General features: G+C 72.0%; 13 protein-coding genes. 10 read left to right on the forward strand and 3 right to left on the reverse strand.

Annotation, left to right across the window (positions count from 1 at the left end; genetic code table 11):
- The first annotated feature begins 171 nt into the window (after nucleotides 1-171).
- The 5 genes from ACH34T_RS16370 to ACH34T_RS16390 all read left to right on the forward strand — a co-directional run bounded on the left by ACH34T_RS16370 (nucleotide 172) and on the right by ACH34T_RS16390 (nucleotide 7,272).
- Nucleotides 172-999, forward strand: coding sequence for a transporter substrate-binding domain-containing protein (locus ACH34T_RS16370; protein ID WP_395992970.1), 828 nt, complete (start codon nucleotides 172-174; stop codon nucleotides 997-999).
- On the forward strand, nucleotides 954-1,823 hold the full coding sequence (locus ACH34T_RS16375) for an amino acid ABC transporter permease (RefSeq protein WP_395992971.1): 870 nt from the start codon (nucleotides 954-956) through the stop codon (nucleotides 1,821-1,823). Before ACH34T_RS16370 ends, ACH34T_RS16375 begins: the two co-directional genes overlap by 46 nt.
- A gap of 96 nt (nucleotides 1,824-1,919) precedes the next feature.
- The gene (locus ACH34T_RS16380; RefSeq protein ID WP_395992972.1) at nucleotides 1,920-2,723 is read left to right on the forward strand and encodes an amino acid ABC transporter ATP-binding protein; all 804 of its coding nucleotides are present in this window, start codon (nucleotides 1,920-1,922) and stop codon (nucleotides 2,721-2,723) included.
- Between the two features lie 133 nt (nucleotides 2,724-2,856).
- Complete coding sequence (gene glnA, locus ACH34T_RS16385; protein WP_395992973.1) at nucleotides 2,857-4,218, forward strand: type I glutamate--ammonia ligase; 1,362 nt, start codon at nucleotides 2,857-2,859, stop codon at nucleotides 4,216-4,218.
- A gap of 27 nt (nucleotides 4,219-4,245) precedes the next feature.
- Complete coding sequence (locus ACH34T_RS16390) at nucleotides 4,246-7,272, forward strand: bifunctional [glutamine synthetase] adenylyltransferase/[glutamine synthetase]-adenylyl-L-tyrosine phosphorylase (protein WP_395992974.1); 3,027 nt, start codon at nucleotides 4,246-4,248, stop codon at nucleotides 7,270-7,272.
- Between the two features lie 42 nt (nucleotides 7,273-7,314).
- Here the strand turns inward: ACH34T_RS16390 and ACH34T_RS16395 are convergent, their stop codons facing one another.
- Nucleotides 7,315-8,283 carry a phosphatase PAP2 family protein gene (locus tag ACH34T_RS16395; RefSeq protein WP_395992975.1) on the reverse strand — a complete coding sequence of 323 codons (969 nt, stop codon included), beginning with the start codon at nucleotides 8,281-8,283 and terminating at the stop codon, nucleotides 7,315-7,317.
- A 372-nt stretch (nucleotides 8,284-8,655) separates the two neighbouring features.
- Here ACH34T_RS16395 and ACH34T_RS16400 point away from each other — a divergent pair, with 372 nt between their 5' ends.
- Together ACH34T_RS16400 and ACH34T_RS16405 are read left to right on the forward strand one after the other, a co-directional pair.
- A complete protein-coding gene (locus tag ACH34T_RS16400) occupies nucleotides 8,656-10,083 on the forward strand; it encodes an alpha/beta hydrolase (RefSeq protein ID WP_395992976.1) in 1,428 nt (475 codons plus the stop codon).
- Between the two features lie 102 nt (nucleotides 10,084-10,185).
- A complete protein-coding gene (locus ACH34T_RS16405; RefSeq protein WP_395992977.1) occupies nucleotides 10,186-11,931 on the forward strand; it encodes a glycoside hydrolase family 3 protein in 1,746 nt (581 codons plus the stop codon).
- Between the two features lie 88 nt (nucleotides 11,932-12,019).
- Here ACH34T_RS16405 and ACH34T_RS16410 read toward each other — a convergent pair whose 3' ends face one another.
- Both ACH34T_RS16410 and ACH34T_RS16415 read right to left on the reverse strand, forming a co-directional pair.
- Nucleotides 12,020-12,412, reverse strand: coding sequence for an OsmC family protein (locus ACH34T_RS16410; protein ID WP_395992978.1), 393 nt, complete (start codon nucleotides 12,410-12,412; stop codon nucleotides 12,020-12,022).
- Between the two features lie 69 nt (nucleotides 12,413-12,481).
- The gene (locus ACH34T_RS16415; protein ID WP_395992979.1) at nucleotides 12,482-14,620 is read right to left on the reverse strand and encodes a DEAD/DEAH box helicase; all 2,139 of its coding nucleotides are present in this window, start codon (nucleotides 14,618-14,620) and stop codon (nucleotides 12,482-12,484) included.
- A gap of 72 nt (nucleotides 14,621-14,692) precedes the next feature.
- Between ACH34T_RS16415 and ACH34T_RS16420 the strand changes: the two genes are divergently transcribed.
- From ACH34T_RS16420 to ACH34T_RS16430, 3 genes are all read left to right on the forward strand, one after another.
- Nucleotides 14,693-15,925, forward strand: a complete 1,233-nt coding sequence (locus ACH34T_RS16420) for a helix-turn-helix domain-containing protein (protein WP_395992980.1) — start codon at nucleotides 14,693-14,695, stop codon at nucleotides 15,923-15,925.
- A gap of 199 nt (nucleotides 15,926-16,124) precedes the next feature.
- Complete coding sequence (locus ACH34T_RS16425; RefSeq protein WP_395992981.1) at nucleotides 16,125-16,316, forward strand: hypothetical protein; 192 nt, start codon at nucleotides 16,125-16,127, stop codon at nucleotides 16,314-16,316.
- Entirely contained in the window at nucleotides 16,313-16,651 is a 339-nt protein-coding gene (locus tag ACH34T_RS16430) for a hypothetical protein (RefSeq protein ID WP_395992982.1), read from the forward strand. Before ACH34T_RS16425 ends, ACH34T_RS16430 begins: the two co-directional genes overlap by 4 nt.
- The last annotated feature ends 12 nt before the right edge of the window (nucleotides 16,652-16,663 follow it).

The following is a 16,663-nucleotide window of genomic DNA, read 5'->3' on the forward strand; positions in this document are numbered from 1 at the left end:
GAAGAGAGATGTCCACGACCTGGCCCACGTTAATGATCACTCCGCGCCGTTGACCATGATCGCCACGTCAATTTTCGGGAAACGGATACTCGCGGACGGTCACGGGCGAGTTCGCCTTCCGGCGTGGGATAGTTCGATGATCACGCAAAAACGCTCCCCACAGGAGGAAACGTGTCCAGACGAACCACGCGTTGGGCACTGGGCGCCGGGCTGGCGGTCACGGCGCTGACCGCGTCGGCGTGCGGCGGCGACGAGGGCGCCACCGTGCAGGGTGTGAAGCTCATCGAGAAGGGCGCGCTGACGTCCTGCACCCATCTGCCCTATCCGCCCTTCCAGTTCGAGGACAAGAGCACGGGCAAGGTCGTCGGCTTCGACGTCGACATCATCGACCTCGTCGCGAAGAAGCTCGGCGTCACCCAGAAGATCGTCGACACGCCGTTCGAGACGATGAAGACGGGCTCCGCGCTGAACGCCGGCAAATGCGACATCCAGATGGGCGGAATGACCATCAAGCCGGACCGCGTGAAGTTCATGGACGTGTCCCAGCCCTACTTCGACGCGACGCAGTCGCTGATGGCGAAGAAGGGCAGCGGGATCACCTCGCTGGACGACGTCAAGGCCAAGAAGCTCAAGATCGGCTCCCAGGCCGGCACGACCGGCGAGGACTTCGTCCGCGGGAAGGGCTTCGACCCCCGCTCGTTCGACAATTCCACCGCCGAGCTGGACGGCCTGCGCACCGGTCAGGTGGACGTGATCGTCCAGGACGACCCGGTCGTGCGGGGCTGGCTGAAGGACCCGGCGAACGCCAAGTACGAGCTCGTCGCCAACCTGAACACCGGTGAGCAGTACGGCATGTGGATGCGCAAGGGCCACAACCCCGAGCTGGTCAAGATGACCAACCAGGCGATCGCGCAGGCGAAGTCGGACGGCGCCTACAAGCGGATCTACGAGAAGTGGATCGGCCCCATGCCCCCGGCGGCGGGCGGCGGCGGATCGTGACGGCGGAGCCCATCGGGAAGGCGGCGCCGGGCGGGATGTCCCGCCGGCGCCGCCGGCAGCTCTCCCTCGGCGGCCAGTACGGGCTGTTCATCGCCATAGTGGTGCTGGTCGCCGTGCTGGCCGACTGGAGCACGCTGCAACACAACTTCGCCAATTGGGACGTCGCCAAGGACCTGTTCCCCGAGGTCATCACGGTCGGGCTCCGCAACACGGCCGTCTATACGGCGGTCGGCTTCGGGCTCGGCCTCGCGGGCGGGCTCCTCATCGCGTTGATGCGGCTGTCGTCGGTGCCGCCGTACCGGGCGTTCGCGACGGCCTACATCGAGATCTTCCGCGGCCTCCCGCTGCTGCTGATCTTCATCTTCGTGGGCGTGGGCGTGCCGCTGGCGTTCCCCGGCACGAACATCCCCGGCGGCGCGGTCGGGCAGGCGGGCCTGTCCCTCGGCCTCGCCGCCGCCGCGTACATGGCCGAGACGATCCGGGCCGGCATCGTCGCCGTGCCGAAGGGGCAGATGGAGGCGGCGCGGTCGCTCGGCATGTCGTACGGCCGGGCGATGTGGTCGATCATCATCCCGCAGGCGTTCCGGATCATCATCCCGCCGCTCACCAACCAGCTGGTGCTGCTCTGCAAGGACTCCTCGCTCGTGCTGTTCCTCGGCATCACGCTGGAGGAGCGGGAGCTCACCAAGTTCGGGCGCGACCTGGCGGGGCAGGTCGGCAACACCACCCCGATCATCGTGGCCGGCATCTGCTACCTGCTCATCACGATCCCGCTGAGCCTGCTGGCCCGGCGGCTGGAGGCCCGGCAGCAGGAGGCGCGATGACCGCAGCGAAGCGAGGATCTTCGGGCCGACCGTCCCGGGGGTCTGGGGGTTGCCCCCAGAGAGGCAGGGCCCGATGACGAGGCTGGAGAAGCGGCGATGACGAGCTTGGAGAAGGGGAGCGATCCGGTGCCGGAGGGGCGCGGTGCGATCGAGATCCGCGGGCTGCGCAAGTCGTTCGGGACGAACGAGGTGCTGCGCGGCATCGACTTCCGCGTCGAGCCGGGCGAGGTCGTCTGCGTCATCGGTCCGTCCGGGTCGGGCAAGTCGACGCTGCTGCGCTGCGTCAACCTGCTGGAGGAGCCGACGTCCGGGGTGGTCGAGGTCGTCGGCGCGACCGTCACCGACCGCGATGTGGACATCGACGCCGTCCGCCGCCGCATCGGGATGGTGTTCCAGTCGTTCAACCTGTTCCCGCATCTGACGGCCCTCGGCAACGTCGTGATCGCGCAGCGGAAGGTGCTGAAGCGGGACAAGGCCGAGGCGGAGCGGATCGCCCGGGAGAACCTGGAGCGCGTCGGGCTCGCAAACAAGGTCGGCTCCTATCCGGCGCAGCTGTCCGGCGGGCAGCAGCAGCGCGTCGCGATCGCCAGGGCGCTGGCGATGGGGCCCGAGGTGATGCTGTTCGACGAGCCGACGTCCGCGCTGGACCCGGAGCTCGTCGGCGACGTCCTCGGCGTCATGCGGCAGCTGGCGGAGCAGGGGATGACCATGCTCGTGGTCACCCACGAGATGAGCTTCGCCCGCGAGGTGGCCGACCGGGTGGTGTTCCTGGACGGCGGCGTGGTCGTAGAGGAGGGCCCGCCGGCGCGGGTGATCGACGACCCGTCCCACGAGCGGACGCGCACGTTCCTGTCCCGCGTCCTCGATCCGGCGGCGGCGCGGGTCGGGGAAGGGGAATAAGTCGGATATGTTCCGGTCAACGGGAACGTTCTGACGGAACGGGCGCGCGTAACGTCGCGGTAACAGCGGCGGGGCATACTGCGACGTAGCGGCAGGCAGTACGAGGGAGCACGCAGGACCGAGGGAGTGGGATTTGGACCGTCAGCAGGAGTTCGTGCTCCGCACGCTGGAGGAGCGCGACATCCGGTTCATCCGGCTGTGGTTCACCGACGTGCTCGGGTTCCTGAAGTCGGTGGCCGTCGCCCCCGCCGAGCTGGAGGGCGCCTTCGGCGAGGGCATCGGGTTCGACGGCTCGGCGATCGAGGGATTCGCCCGGGTGTACGAGGCCGACATGATCGCCAAGCCGGACCCGTCCACGTTCCAGGTGCTGCCCTGGCGGTCGGAGTCGCCGGGCGTGGGCCGGATGTTCTGCGACATCCTCATGCCGGACGGCACGCCGAGCTTCGCCGACCCCCGCTACGTCCTCAAGCGGGCCCTCGCCCGTGCCGCCGACCTCGGGTTCACCTTCTACACCCACCCCGAGATCGAGTTCTTCCTGTTCAACGACAAGCCGGAGGACGGCCGCGAGCCCGAGCCCGCCGACTCGGGCGGCTACTTCGACCACACCCCGCACAGCGCCGCGCACGACTTCCGCCGCAACGCGATCACGATGCTGGAGGCGATGGGGATCTCGGTGGAGTACAGCCACCACGAGGGCGCCCCCGGCCAGCAGGAGATCGACCTGCGGTACGCCGACGCGCTCACCACCGCCGACAACATCATGACGTTCCGGCTGGTGATGAAGGAGGTAGCGCTGGAGCAGGGCGTGCACGCGTCGTTCATGCCGAAGCCGTTCACCGAGCATCCCGGGTCCGGCATGCACACGCACATGTCGCTGTTCGAGGGCGACCGCAACGCGTTCTACGAGCCGGGCGCGGAGTACAAGCTGTCCAAGGTCGGGCGGGCGTTCATCGCCGGGCTGCTGCGCCACTCGTCGGAGATCACGGCGGTGTGCAACCAGTTCGTCAACTCCTACAAGCGGCTGTGGGGGAACGTCGGGTCCGCCGCCGGGGCCGGGGGAGAGGCGCCGTCGTACATCTGCTGGGGGCACAACAACCGGTCGGCGCTCGTCCGCGTCCCGATGTACAAGCCGCACAAGGGCCACTCGACCCGCATCGAGTTCCGCTCGCTGGACACGGCCGCGAACCCGTATCTGGCGTTCGCGGCGATCCTCGGCGCCGGGCTGAAGGGCATCGAGGAGGGCTACGAGCTGCCGCAGGGCGCCGAGGACGACGTGTGGGCGCTCACCGTCGCCGAGCGGCGCGCCCTCGGCATCGAGCCGCTCCCGCAGGATCTGGACGAGGCGATCCACGCGATGGAGCGCAGCGAGCTGGTGGCCGACATCCTGGGCGAGCACGTGTTCGACTTCTTCCTGCGGAACAAGCGGCAGGAGTGGGAGGACTACCGGCGCCAGGTGACCGAGTTCGAGCGGAAGCGCCTCCTGGCCGTCCTGTGAGAGTGGCCGCCGGATTACGGTGGACCCGTGACCGAGTCCCGCACTCCTGAGCGCCGCTCGTCCCTCGCGGGGCGGCTGGCGCGGCTCGGCTTCACCGACGCGGCCCGCGCCGAGCGGCTCCTCGCGGACGCCGAGCGAGGCTCCGGCGTCCCCTTGGACGACGATCTCCTCGACGCCCTCGGCGGCACCGCCGATCCTGATCTCGCGCTGGACGGGCTGCTCCGGCTGCTGCCGTCCGCCGACGAGAAGGGTGTCGGCGGGGAGCTGCGGGAGGCCCTCGCCGGGGAGCCCGGGACGCGGGAGTGCCTGACCGCCGTCCTCGGGGTGAGCGCCGCGCTGGGCGATCATCTCGTCCGGCATCCGGAGCACTGGCGGGTGCTGCGCGACGGCCAGACGATCACGGCCGGGCATCCTCGCGCCGACCTGCTGGACGCCGTCGGCGCCGATCCGGGCGCGGCGGAGCCGGTGGCGTCCGGGTCCGGTCGCGAGACGCTCGTGGCGCTGCGCGTCGCGTACCGCAGGCGGCTGCTCGCGCTCGCGGGACGCGACCTGTCCGGTGTCGCGGACATCGCCGTCGTCGCCGCCGAGCTGGCCGATCTCGCCGCCGCCGCGCTGGAGGCGGGCCTCGCGATCGCCCGCGCCGAGGTCCCCGGGCACGGGACGTGCCGCCTCGCCGTGATCGGCATGGGCAAGTGCGGCGGGCGCGAGCTGAACTACGTCAGCGACGTCGACGTGATCTTCGTGGCGGAAGCCCGCGAGGGCGCGGCCGAGGACGAGGCCCTGCGCACGGCATCGCGGCTGGCGTCGGCGATGATGCGGGCCTGCTCGTCCAGCACCGAGGAGGGCGCGCTCTGGGAGGTGGACGCGGCGCTGCGGCCCGAGGGCAAGGCGGGCCCGCTGGTCCGGACCCTCGCCAGCCACCGCGCCTACTACGAGCGCTGGGCCAAGACCTGGGAGTTCCAGGCGCTGCTGAAGGCCCGTCCCGTCGCGGGCGACGCCGCCCTAGGCGCCCGCTACCTCGACATGATCACCCCGATCGTGTGGGAGGCTGCCGAGGGGGAGAGCTTCGTCGAGGACGTCCAGGCGATGCGCCGCCGCGTGGAGGCCGACCTGAACCAGCGCACCGCCGACTCCGAACGGCAGGTCAAGCTCGGCCCCGGCGGGCTCCGGGACGTGGAGTTCCCGGTGCAGCTGCTGCAGCTCGTCCACGGCCGCGTCGACGAGACGCTCCGCGCCCGCGCCACCCTCGACGCGCTCGACGACCTGTCGCGGGGCGGCTACGTCGGACGCGACGACGCGGCGGCGCTGTCCGCGGCGTACCGGTTCCTGCGGCGCGTGGAACACCTCGTCCAGCTGCACCGGCTGCGCCGCACGCACCTCGTCCCGGACGACGAGGACGGCCTGCGCCGCCTCGGCCGCGCCCTCCGCCTGCGCCCCGACCCGGTCAGGGAGTTCACCGCGCTGTGGCGGCGGCACGCCCGCGAGGTCCGCCGCATCCACGAGAAGCTGTTCTACCGTCCGCTGCTGCGGGCCGTGGCGCGGCTGCCGGGCGAGGAGGCGCGGCTCACCCCGGCGGCGGCGAGCGCCCGGCTCGAGGCCCTCGGCTACGCCGACCCGGCGGGCGCGCTCCGCCACATCGAGGCGCTCACCTCGGGCGTGTCGCGGCGCGCCGCGATCCAGCGGACGCTGCTGCCGGTCATGCTCGGCTGGTTCGCCGACGCGCCCGACCCGGACGCGGGCCTGCTCGGGTTCCGGCAGGTCAGCGACGCGCTCGGCACCACCCCCTGGTACCTGCGGCTGCTGCGGGACGACGTGACCGTCGCCGAGCGGATGGCGTGGATCCTCGGCTCCAGCCGCTACGCCACCGACCTGCTGCTGCGCGCCCCGGAGGCCGTCGCGCTGCTCGGCAGCGACGCCGCGCTGGCCCCACGCCCGTTCGAGACGCTGCGCGCGGAGGCCCTCGCGGGCGTCCGCAGGCACGCCGAGGGGGCCGCGCCGGCGGAGGAGGCGGTCGTGGTGGTGCGGGCGCAGCGCCGCCGGGAGCTGTTCCGGGTGGCGGTCGCCGACCTGCTCGGCCTCGTCGACGTCCGGACGGTCGGGGAGGCCCTCACCGGCATCGCCGCCGTCACCGTCGAGGCCGCGCTCCTGGCCGCCGTCCACAAGATCGAGGGCGCCTCGCGGGAGCCGCTGCCGACCCGGATGGCGGTCGTGGCGATGGGCCGGTTCGGCGGGCACGAGCTCGGCTACGGCAGCGACGCCGACGTCATGTTCGTCCACGACCCGGACCCCGGCGCGGACGAGCGCACCGCGGGCCGCGCCGCCCACGCCGTCGCCGAGGAACTGCGCCGCCTGCTCTCCCTGCCCGCGCCCGACCCGCCGCTGGAGATCGACCCGAACCTGCGTCCCGAGGGGCGGCAGGGGCCGCTCGTGCGGACGCTGGCGTCCTACACCGCCTACTACGCCCGCTGGTCGGAGCCCTGGGAGGCGCAGGCGCTGCTGCGCGCCGACCCGCTGATCGGCGACGCCGGGCTGCGCGACCGGTTCCGCGCCCTGATCGACCCGGTCCGCTGGCCGGACGGGGGCATCGACGACGACGCCGTCCGGCAGATCAGGCGGCTGAAGGCGCGGATGGAGTCCGAGCGGCTCCCGCGCGGCGTCGACCGGCGGCTGCACACCAAGCTCGGCCCCGGCGGCCTCGCGGACGTGGAGTGGGTCGCGCAGCTCCTGCAGCTCCAGCACGCGCACGAGGTCCCCGGGCTCCGCACGACCCGCACCCTGGACGCCCTCGACGCGGCGGTCGGCGCCCGGCTCCTGGACGCCGCGGACGCCGCCGTCCTGGCCGAGGCGTGGTGCCTGGCCACCCGCATCCGCGGCGCGACCATGCTGGTGCGGGGCCGCGCGTCCGATCTGCTGCCCACCGATCACCACCGGGAGCGCAGCGCCGTCACCCGCGTCCTCGGCTACCCGGCGCCCGGTGATCTCCTGGAGGACTACCGCCGCCGCGCCCGCCGCGCCCGCGCCGTCGTCGACCGCGTCTTCTACGGCGCGGACTAGATCAGCGACGCTAGATCAACGACGGGCTAGATCAGCTGCGGGCTAGGCGGGTTGTGATGTACGACCAGAGTTGTACGTGGAACGGGTGGCGCCGCCGCCCGTCGCGGGGGTGCCCTGCACGGCCGCGGGGCCGGGGGCGGTGCGCTCGCTCGTGCCGCGGCGGACGCGGTGCGCGACGCGCTGCGAGACGCGGGCCCGCGCCATGAGGAGCGGCGGAGGGCACCTCATGTAGAGGATCCACGACACCCACGCCGCGCCGCCGATCAGCGCGAACCCGGCCACCGCGTCCAGGACGTAGTGGTTGGCGGTGGAGAGGATCACGTACACGGTCGTGACCGGGTAGATCGCGCCGAGCGCCTTGGCCCACTTCTGCGAGGCGAGCTTGACCACGACGAGGCCGCACCACAGCGACCACCCCGCGTGCATGGACGGCATCGCCGCGTACTGGTTGGTGAGCGTCCCGGACGCGTCGCTGGCGTACAGGCCGAGCGAGTGCAGCGCGGTCACGGGGTCGACGAAGCCCTCGTTGTGCAGGAAGCGCGGCGGGGCCAGCGGGTACAGCCAGAACCCGATCAGCGCCACCCCGGTGGCGGTCATGATCGACGTGCGGAGCCACCGGTAGTGCTGCGGACGGTACCGGTACAACCAGAGGACGACGATGAGCGTCACGATGAAGTGCATCGTGGCGTAGAAGATGTTCGCGCTGCGTGCCAGCCACGGCACCGAGAGCAATGTCTGGTTGAGGTGGAGCTCGACGTCCAGCCCCAGGAAGCGTTCCGCGCCGAGGATCTGGTCGGCGTGGGCGAACGCCGGGCCGGTGCCGTCCTGAACCAGGACGATGCGCGTCAGCGTATAAGCGGTATAGAAGAGCACGACCAGAAGAAGCTCACGCCACACCGGAGGCGCGGTGAGCACCCGTTGCCGCAGCGTCGCGGCCGGCTTGCGCGGCTCGCCGTGCCGGGCCTGGTCGGCCTGGCCCCGGCGGGCTGCTGGGGGGGCGGGTTGAGCCATGCTACCTATCTTTGCCGCTCGGCCCCCTAATTGAGATCACCGCGACGAATGGTCTTCATCTCAGACTTGAGTAGTACGACCCTGATGCGGTATCCGGACTTTCGGGGGATGGGCACCGGGGACGTCTACCCCCTCCGCTCCTCCCCGCGTGGAGCCTATGGAGTTGATCAGGAGTCAGCATAGGAGGCCCTGGGTAGATCAGCGTCGCCCCCCGCGACACGAACGGGGGGACGAATGGCCCGCTTTAGGGCGATACCTGGCATTGTGGCCGTCTGTGCCGGTGCGCTGACCGCATCCGGTCTGGCGTACTCGATTGGGAGTACACCCGGGAGTACACACCTCGCCCGTGCGGCGCTGAGAAGCATACCGACTGTGACCGTCCGTGCGCCGAAATGGAAGCGCTGCACCGGCCTGCCCGCGCGGCCCCCCGGAACGGTGACGCCGCCCACCGGATTCCGCTGCGCGACGGTGGAGGTGCCCCTCGATCACGCCAGACCGTCCGGCGAGAAGATCGACATCGCGCTGATCAAGGTCCCGGCCGCGGACCCGCGGCGGCGCATCGGCTCGCTGGTGTTCAACTTCGGCGGTCCCGGCGGCGAGGGCGTCGGCGCGCTCGCGCAGGCCGCGGGCCGGTACGCCGATCTCGGCGCCCGCTACGACCTGGTCGCGTTCGACCCGCGCGGCGTCGGCCGGAGCGCCCCGGTCACGTGCGTCGGGCCCCGCCGCATGGACGAGATCGCCGCCCGCGACGACAGCCCCGACACCCCCGCCGAGGAGACGGCCTACGTCAACGGCCGCGCCGACTACGTCAAGCGATGCCAGGCACGGTCGGGCAGGCTGCTGCCCCATGTCGGCACGCTGAACGCCGTCCGTGACCTGGACCTGATCCGCGCCGCGCTCGGCGACGAGAAGCTGCACTACTTCGGGATCTCCTACGGCAGCTGGCTGGGCGGCGCGTACGCGCACCGGTTCCCCGGCCGGGTCGGACGGGCCGTCCTCGACGGCGCCGTCGACACCAAGATCGGCAGCAAGGACCTCGCGCTCCAGCAGGCCGCCGCGTTCCAGCGCGCCCTCGGCGACTTCGCGGCCGCCTGCGTCCGGCTGGGCCGCCGGTCGTGCCCGCTGGGGAAGGACGGCCCGTCCGTCGTGAAATCCGTAGGGCGCCTGCTCGCCGGGCTCGACCGGACTCCGCTGAACACGTCCGGTCGCCGCAGGCTCACCCAGAGTCTCGGCACGACAGGCGTCGCCGCCGCGCTCTACTCCCGCGACGCCTGGCCGTACCTGGCGCAGGGCCTCGTCGACGCCGCCGAACGCCGCGACGGCTCGCTGCTGCTCATGCTCGCCGACTTCCAGAACGGGCGCAGGGACGACGGGACGTACAGCAACCTGTCCGCCGCCAACACCGCGATCACCTGCGCGGACGGCACCGAACGCCACACCCCGGCCGGCGTGCGGCGGCTCGTTCCGACCTTCCGCGAGGCCTCGCCGATCTTCGGGACGTCCATGGCGTGGGGCCTGCTCCAGTGCACCGGCTGGCCGGTGCAGGGCGACGACGCGGCCCGTGAGGTGTCCGCCCCGTCCGCCGCGCCGATCCTCGTCGTCGGAAACACCGGCGACCCGGCCACCCCGTACGCGTGGGCGCCCGCGCTGACACGGGCCCTGGGCGGACGGGCGACGCTCCTCACCCTCAAGGGGAAGGGCCACGGCGCCTACGACACCGGCGACCGGTGCGTCCGCACGACCGTGAACGGCTACCTCCTCGACGGAACCGTCCCGCCCGCCGGGACGACCTGCGGCTAGCCGACGTCCGGCGCCCGCACCGCCGCCTTTTTGGCAACTTTCACCATTGATCCCGCCCACCGGTATGGACTGGTCTAGACCAATGACCGGAGGAGGATCATTATGAAGCACGGCGGCCGAACCCTCGTGTCCATCGCCGCGGTCGCGGCCCTCGGGCTGGCGCTCGCCCCGCCGGCGCAGGCACGGGCGCAGGCGCCGCCGGGAGGGCAGCGCGGCTGCGACGTCGACGAGCAGCTGTCCCGGATGACGGACGCCGAGAAGGTCGGCCAGATGGTCATGGCGTCCACCGGCGCCAACGCGGACGGCACCGCGTCCGAGGACGCCCGCCGCGCCATTCAGGACCTGAAGATCGGCTCGATCCTCACCTGGGAGCCGCCCACGCCGGGCATCGCCGCCCGCTACGCCAACCAGGTGCAGAAATGGGCGCGGGACACCCGCCTCGGCCTGCCCCTGCTCGTCTCCGGAGACTTCGAGTTCGGCACGACCCACAACGTCCGCCTGGGCACGACGCCGCTGCCGAACGCGATGGGCCTCGGCGCCGCCCGCGACCTCCGCCTCGCCCGCGAGGCCGCGGCGATCACCGCGGCGGAGGCCCACGCGATGGGCTTCCACTGGAACTACGCCCCGGTCGCCGACGTCAACACCAACCCCGCCAACCCGATCATCGGCGTCCGCTCGTTCGGCGAGCGCACCGACCTCGTCGGCGACCTCGTCGAGGCGCAGCTGCGCACCTACCGCGGCGCCGGCATGATCGCGACGCCCAAGCACTTCCCCGGGCACGGCGACACCGAGTTCGACAGCCACCTGGAGCTCCCCGCCGTCAACTACGACCGCGCCACCCTCGAAAAGGTGCACCTGCCGCCGTTCCGCCGCGCCATCGAGGCCGGCGCCGACTCGATCATGACGGCGCACGTCGTGGTCAAGGCCGTCGACCCCGACCTGCCCGCCACCCTGTCGCCCAAGGTCCTGACCGGCCTGCTCCGCGGGGAGATGGGCTTCGACGGGCTGATCGTCACCGACGCCATGGACATGGACGCCATCGACAAGAAGTGGGGCACCCGCGAGGCCACCGTCATGGCGGTCAACGCGGGCGCGGACATCATCATGTCCACCGGCGAGTACGAGACCCACGCCGAGGCGGTCGACGCGCTCGGCGACGCCCTGCGCGACGGCTCGCTGAGCAAGGCGCGGGTGGACGAGTCCGTCCGGCGCATCCTCGGCCTGAAGTGCAAGTACAAGGTCGGCGACCACCGCTACGTCAGCCCGAAGAAGGCGGAGGAGGTCTCCGGCAACAAGCTGTTCCAGCGGCGCGCGCTCAACATGGGCCTCGCCGCCACGACCCTGGTCCGCAACGACGGCGGCGTCCTCCCGTTCGACCCGGAATCCGACGACCGGACGCTCGTCGCCGGCGCCGTCCAGACCCAGGTGTTCGCCGACGAGGTCGCGGCCGTCGCGGGCGGGCCGGTGGAGGCCTGGCAGTCCGCGACGACCAACCCGACCGACGCGGAGATCGCCGACGCCGTGAAGCGCGCCGCGTCCGCCGACCGCGTCCTGGTCACCACGTTCTCGTCCGGGCCGCTGCCCGCGGGGCAGGCGAAGCTCGTCAAGGCGCTGCAGGCGACCGGCAAGCCGGTGGCGGCGCTCGCGATCGGGCTGCCGTACGACCTCACGTCCTACCCGGACGTCGAGGCGTACATCGCGACCTACGGCACCACCGCCCGCACCCAGCGGATCGACCTGACCATGCACAAGGCCGCCGCGCGCGTCGTCTTCGGCGAGCAGCCCGGCGGCCGCCTGCCGGTCACGATCAAGGGCCTGTACCCGTACGGCCACGGTCTCCGCTACTGAGAGACGTCCGGGTGCGCCGCCTCCCCCGATCGGCGCACCCGGACCCCCTCAGGTCCCGCACGCTCCGGGACCGCGCAGGGGGTCGCGCTCAGACGATCTGGTCGACCTTCATGGGCTCCCTGAGGGCGTTGCCGACGGTGCAGTACTTCTCGTGCACCCGCCCGGCCACCGCCTTCAGGACGTCCCCGGCCTTGGCGTCGCCTTCGGGCAGCTCGACGTCATAGGTGATCGTGATCGTGCCCAGCGTGCTCGTCGCGACCTTGTCCGCCTGGACCGTCGCGGCGAGCCGCGCCATCCGGTGCCCGCGCTGCGCCGTCAGCGGCTCCACGGTCACCAGCTCGCAGCCGCCGAGCGCCGCCAGCAGCAGCTCGACCGGCGTGAAGACGCCGTCGGTGTCCGAGTCGCCGACGGCGACCCTCGCGCCCCGGTCGTTGACGGCCTGGAACCCGTCCTCGGTGCGCTCCACCCTGACCTCGGCCATTGCCGTCCCCTCTGATCGCCCTGGTCTGCCGCCCACGTGAACAGCGGCCCGTTCCAGGTTCTTCCCCGCTCAGGACGATGCGCCGAGGCGTTCCTGCTCCTCCTGGACGATCTGCCGCGCGAGGGCCTGCTCGGAGATGTCGACCGCGTCCGGCGTCCGCTCCGCGAGATCGCTGCGGCGCGCGTACTCGTCGAACAGCCTGGCCTTGGCCTGCAGGATCTCCAGCATCCTCTCGTCCACGGTGCCGGGCGTCAGCAGCCGGTGGACCTGCACCGTCCGGACCTGGCCCATCCGGTGGGCGCGGGCGATCGCCTGCGTCTCCATGGTCGGCTTCACCTGCGGCTCGCAAATGATCACCACCGACGCGGCCTGGAGGTTCAGCCCGACCCCGCCCGCCTGGATCTGCGCCAGCAGGACGGCGTGCCCCTCATGGACGGTGAACGCGTCCACCAGCTCCTGGCGCCGCACCGGCGGAACGTCACCCGAGATCGGCCCCATCGTCCTCGGCAACGCGGCCTGGACGACGCCCAGCACGTCCCGGAAATAGGAGAACACCACGACCTTCAGCTCGTTCGCCTCCGCCTCCACGACCAGCTCCACCAGCCGGTCGAGCTTCGCCGACCTCTTCGGGACGGCATAGGCGGCCCGGCGCATCGCCATGAAATTGCCGTCCGCCACGGCCCGCCGGTAGGCCCTCGCGTCCGCCCTGCTGAACTCTTCCAGCTCGTCCACGTGGACGACCTCGGGCAGCTCCACGAGCACGTCCCGCTGGTTGCGCCGCAGGTAGACCGGCGCGACCGCCGACCGGAACGCCCGCGCTCCCACCGCCGCGTCATGCGGCCGGATCTCCTTCGCGACGTCGGGCCGCAAATGCGCGACGAGGCTCCGGAATTCCTCGACTCGGTTCTCCATCGGCGTACCGGTCAGAAAGAGAACATTTTCCGTCCGCTCGCACCAATAGGCGACGGCCTGGGCCCGCCGCGTCTCGTGATTCTTGGCGTAATGGGCCTCGTCCACCACGAACATCCCGAGACCAAGGTGCTCGGGAACGTCCAATGAATGGAGCGTGGCCAGGGTAGTGACGGCGATCCCACCGTCCCCGACCCACTTCTCCAGCGCGGTCTCGCGCCCCGCGCCGTGCAGCGGATGCGCCGCCAGCCTGCACCGCGACTCGATCTCCCGTACCCAGTTGATGAGCACACTCGCCGGGCACGCGACAAGGAAATGCGTCGCGCCCCGCGCCCGCAGATGCGCCATCGCCGCGATCGCCTGGATGGTCTTACCCAGCCCCATCTCGTCGCCCAGGATCACCCGCCCCTGCACGAGCGCGAACCGCGCCCCGAACGACTGATAACCGCGAAGCGACACCCGCCGATAACGGTCGTCCAGCGGCTGGCTCTTCACCCGTGCCGCGAGATCACCCGGCAGGAACCCCTCGGCGGCCTCCCGCTCGGGCACCAGCGCGGCAAGGTCGGCGAGCAAGGTCTGATAGTCGGCGGCCCGCAGCTCGAAGTCGATCCACGCCTCGTCGCCCGAGACGCCGGGCCGCAGCAGATCCACCGACCCCTGCGACATCAGCAGGCGCGTCTCCCGCTCCTCCTCGACCCGCAGCGCCTCCGCCAGCTCCCCGACCGCCTCCCGCGCCCGCTCCCGCCGCGACGGCCGCGCAAAGATCTTCCGCCACCAGGACGCCATCGGCCGCGCGTCCCGGACCAGCGGGCCGAAACGTCCGTCCACGTCCCCGGCGGCGGCCCGGGCGCGCGGCAGCTCTGGCCCGGCGTCCACCAGCCGGTGCAGCGCGATGACCAGCGGCGTCGTCACCTCGTCCCGCCGCTCCACGTCGACCCGCACGCCCACCGACCGCTCCGCCGCCTCCGCCAGCGCGCCCGCCGCCGCGTGGAGCTGCTGCGCGGTCTGCGGCCCGATCCCCGGCAGCAGCTGGAGCCGGTACCGCGTCGCCTCCAGGACGTCGGCGACACTCGCGAACCCGGCCTCCTCCAAGGGCCCCAGCCGAAGCCGCCCGTCCGTGACGTCCTTCAACCGGGCCAGCGGGATCGACCGGAGCTGCTCCCGCGCGGCCTCCTTCCGCAACGGCCCCAGCGCCCCCTGCACGTCCGCGACGGCCCGCCGGTGATCGGACAGCAGATCATGCGCTGCCCCCAGCAACGCATGCGCGTCCCGCAGAACGCCCTTGGGCTCGTCCGTCATCCCGCTCCTAACCCACACACTCCGCCCACATGATGCCAGCGCCCCCCGACACCTGCCCCTAGCCTGGACCACATGGACGATCTGGCGGGAAGGCCCACGGGCGAGCGCATTCAGGTCCTCCGTGAGCGCAAGGGCCTCACACGCCCGACGCTCGCCGGGCTGGTCGGCAAGTCCGCGTCTTGGCTCAAGGGCATCGAGAGCGGCCGCCGCCTCCCACCGCGCCTGCCCACCCTGGTCAGGCTGGCCGAAGCGCTCGGCGTCGGGGACGTCGCGCTGCTCGCGGGCACCGACATGGAGCTCGGTGACGCGGCGTCCATCCCGCTCGCCTCGTTCTCCCGCATTCCGCACGGGGCGATCCCTGCCATCCGCGATGCCGTCCGCGAGCCCCTGCTCACCGTCACCGCGCCGCGCGTCGACGTCCCGGCCCTGGCCGCTCGCGTCGCGGAGGCGTGGCGGCTGTGGCACGGCTCGACCACCCACCGCACCGACGTCGGGCGCGTCCTGCCCGCCCTCCTCCGCGACGCCCGCGTCGCCGCGCGCCAGGACGACGGGCGACGGGCGGCCAACGCCCTGCTCTCGGACGTCTACGCCCTCGTCCAGCACGAGCTTGTCTGGGCTGCCGAACCCGAACTGATCTGGGTCGTCGCCGACCGGAGTGTGGCCGCCGCCCACGCGGCCGACCAGCCGATCTCCCTTGCGGGCGCCGCCTGGACGCTGGCCATCGTCCAGCGCTCGATGGGCGACCTCGACGGCGCCCTCGACCTCGTCACCGAAGCGACCGGCCTCCTCGAACCCCGCCTGGAGGACGGCCCGACCGAACTACAGGCGATGTACGGGGCGCTCCACCTGCACGCCGCCACGACCAGCGCCCGCGACGGCCGGGAGGGCGACGCGCTCCGCTACCTGGACCACGCCCAGGCGACCGCCGAACGCCTCCCCACCGGCTACCACCACCCGTGGACGCAGTTCGGGAGGTCGAACGTCGCCGTCCACGCGGTCTCCGTCCGCGCCGATCTGTCCAAGTCCTCGGCCGCCCGAGACGAGGCGCAGCGCATCGATCCCGCGAGCATCCCGAGCCGGGAGCGACGCGCCCGCCTCATGGTGGAGACGGCCCGCACCTACCACCAGCGCCGCGACCACTCCGCCGCGCTCGACTGGCTGGAACGCGCCTACCCCGTCTGCAACGACTCGGTGCACTACTCACCCCAGGCGCGTCAGATGGCCTCCGACGCCGTCGACCACGGCGGACCCATGATCGACCGTCGCGCCCGCACCTTCGCCCAACTTCTCGGCCTCCCCGTCTAACGCGCGCCGCGCACCCCGAACCATGGGCGCACACTGCGCCCCTTCGCCAACGGGCGCGAAGCGTCCCCCTCACCACACGCCGGTCACCCCAAGCTCTCCGTGACGGATCGACTACGCACGGGAGGGCGGAATGTCTGCGCCGGGGAACGACCAACTGTTCGCATGGGACGTCTTCACAAAGAATGCGGGGCGGTGCGGTGTGACCGATGACCGCGATAACGCGATCAGGCAGGTGCATCGGGCGTTGCGGGGGTTCGAGGGCGGGGCGTCGGGGAAGGTGCGGCGGGTCGCGCTCGCGCCGGACGGCAGCGCCGCGTACGTCGACCTGCGCACGGTCGGGGAGGCGTGGCGGGACGCGGCCACGGGCGCCGTGGTGTGGCGGGGCGAGTGAACGCGATCCGCCACCTGGACGACCTCGCCGACGCGCTCGCTTTCGCCGGATGGTCGTGCCTGCCCCGCTATGACGAGACCCCGGCCCGGCTGCGCGTCTACTCCGCGTCCTCGCCGAAGGTCGGTGAGAACATCACCGTCAAGGCGGGGGTCGGCGGTGTGCCGTGGTTCATCTCCGCGACCGGCGACCCGCTGCGGCCGTGCCACGACCTCATCGGGACGTGCGCGGAGATATCCGTCCGGCTCTCGGCCGTCCGTCCGGATCCCGGCAACCGGAGGCGCCGTCGCGTGGCCTTTCTCGTGCGGCGCGGGGGATGGCCTACGGGACGAAGATGATCTTGCCGCTCG

The sequence above is a fragment of the Actinomadura sp. 9N215 genome (assembly GCF_044326345.1).
GTDB lineage: Bacteria > Actinomycetota > Actinomycetes > Streptosporangiales > Streptosporangiaceae > Spirillospora.